Source organism: Bradyrhizobium sp. (assembly GCF_030646015.1).
Taxonomy (GTDB): domain Bacteria; phylum Pseudomonadota; class Alphaproteobacteria; order Rhizobiales; family Xanthobacteraceae; genus Bradyrhizobium.
The window spans coordinates 1-2,517 of sequence record NZ_JAUSLT010000137.1; the positions used below are offsets into that span (position 1 = coordinate 1).

Below are 2,517 nucleotides of genomic sequence, written 5' to 3' on the forward strand. Positions count from 1 at the left end.
CATTTGATGTGCACCCGCAGCCGGTACAGCACGATGAAATGGGCCAGCGAGACCACGAAGGCGGCGATGATCGGCAGCGTCAGGATCTTGTCGGGAATGGAGATGTCGGCGAAGGCGACGATCGGCACCCAGATCAGGTTCAGGATGGCGACCAGCACGCCCAGGCTTTCGGCGCCGAGCCAGTTCAGCCAGCCCAGCGCGAATTCGCGGCGCTGGTCCGGCGACAGCCGGCTGGCGCCGGGCAGGAAGCGGCGCCAGTGCTTCTTGACGATCTGGAAGCCGCCATAGGCCCAGCGGTGGCGCTGCTTCTTGAAGGCCTCGTAGGTGTCCGGCAGCAGGCCGTGGCCGTAGCGGTGGTTGGTGTAATGCGTCAGCCAGCCGTGCTCGATGATGGCGAGGCCGAGGTCGGTGTCCTCGCAGATGGTGTCGCCGGCCCAGCCGCCGGCCATGTCCATCGCCGCGCGCCGGATCAGGCACATGGTGCCGTGAACGATGATGGCGTTGACCTCGTTGCGCTGGACCATGCCGATGTCGAAGAAACCGGCATATTCGCCGTTCATGATGTAGTGCATCAGCGAGGTGTCGCCGTCGCGATGATCCTGCGGCGCCTGCACCAGGCCGACGCGGGGATCGGCGAACACCGGCACCAGATCCTTCAGCCAGTCCGGCTGCACGACATAATCGGCGTCGATGATGCCGATGATCTCGGCATCGACAGCGGTGCGCTCCATGGCGATGCGCAGCGCGCCGGCCTTGAAGCCCTCGACCTTCTCGGCGTTGATGAACACGAAGCGCTCGCCCAGCGCGCGGCAGTGATCCTGGATCGGCTGCCAGAATTCCGGATCGGGCGTGTTGTTGATGATCACGACGCATTCGAAATTCGGATAGTCCAGCCGGGCCACCGCATCGAGCGTCTGCTTGAGCATGTCGACCGGCTCGAAATAGGCGGGGATATGGATCGAGACCTTGGGGAAGGTAACGGCCTCGCCGATAGTCGCCGGCGCCAGCGGGGCACCCTTGACGATCAGCCGGCGCGGCTTGTGACCGAAGGCAATGGCGGCGATGTCCTCGATCCGCGCCATCGCGATCAGCACCAGTGGAACCAGCAGGATCAGCCCCAGCGTCAGCGCGAAGGCCGAGCCGAAGACAAAATAGTGGCCTTCCCAATAAGCGAACACGGTGGCAGCCCAGGCGCCGACGCCATTGGCCGCCGCCGACAGCATCAGCGACTGCATCACCGTGGGACCGGCAAGGCGCACGATCGGCAGCGACAGCAGGATGCCGACCAGCACGGCGATGGCCGCGAGCTTCCAGTAGTTCTCGTTCACGATCGGCCCGGTCCAGGCGAATTTCGGCTCGCGGGCGGCGTTGAGCATGCCCCAATAGGGTCCGACGCCGCCTTCGAAGTACTTCCAGGGCTGATCGATCGCCTCGACGATGTTGTATTCCATGCCGATGGCTTCGGCGCGGGTGACAAAGTTACGCAGCACCGCGGCCTGCTCGAAGGTGCCGGGCTCGGCATTCTTCAGATTGTAGCCGGCACTCGGCCATCCGAATTCGGCGATCACGATCCGCTTGCCGGGGAATTTTTCGCGCAGCAGCCCGTAGAGGTAGACCGCCTGGTCCACCGCCTGCTTGTCGGTGAAGTTTTCCCAGTAGGGCAGCACGTGCGCGGCGATGAAGTCGACGGACGACGCCAGCTCCGGATTGTCGCGCCAGATATTCCAGATTTCACCTGTAGTTACAGGGACATTGACCGATTTTTTGACCTGCTTGATGAGTTCGACGAGGTCTTCGACCTTCTGCTCGCCGCGAAAGATCGTCTCGTTGCCGACGACGATGCCGTTCACATTGCTGTTGCGCTTGGCAAGGGTGATGGCGGCCTGGATTTCGCGCTCGTTGCGCTCGCTGTTCTTGTCGATCCAGGCGCCGACGGTGACTTTCAAGCCGAATTCGGCCGCGATAGGCGGCACCAGTTCGACGCCGCCGGTCGAGGAATAAAGCCGGATCGCGCGCGTCAGCGGCGCCAATACCTTGAGGTCGGCGCGGATTTTCTCGACGCTGGGAATGTTGTCGACGTCAGGATGCCCGCTGCCCTCGAACGGCGCGTAGGATACGCTGGGCAGCTTGCCCCTGAAGTCGGGAGCCTCCTGCTTTTCGCGCAGCACGCCCCACAGGGCGGCATGAGCGGCAGTCACACACAAGAGAACGGCGACCACGGCGCGCATCGAGACTAAACCATATGATGGGGCCAAGATGGCAGGGCAGCGGATCCGTCCCCGAGATCCGACCAAGTCAGCGGCAAAGCGAGCATATCTCTGCCACGCGATTTAACAACTCTTATGACGGCGTGGCGTTTTGAGGGCGCGAACATTTACAGGACGTGAATATTCGGATCGTTCCGGAAAACCGGAACGCTTGCAGGGCTATTTCGCCGCTGGCACCGGGGTGGGGGCGGCGGCAGGCTGCGCCGCCGCGGGGGTCGGCGCGGCGCTGCCGGCGGTCGCGGCCGGTTGC

Annotated in this window: 1 protein-coding gene; it reads right to left on the reverse strand. The window is 63.7% G+C overall.

The annotated features are described in order from the left end of the window. Positions 1-2,228, reverse strand: a 2,228-nt coding sequence (locus Q7T45_RS21020) for a glycosyltransferase (protein WP_304873244.1), incomplete at its 3' end; no start/stop codon positions are given. Positions 2,229-2,517: the final 289 nt, after the last annotated feature.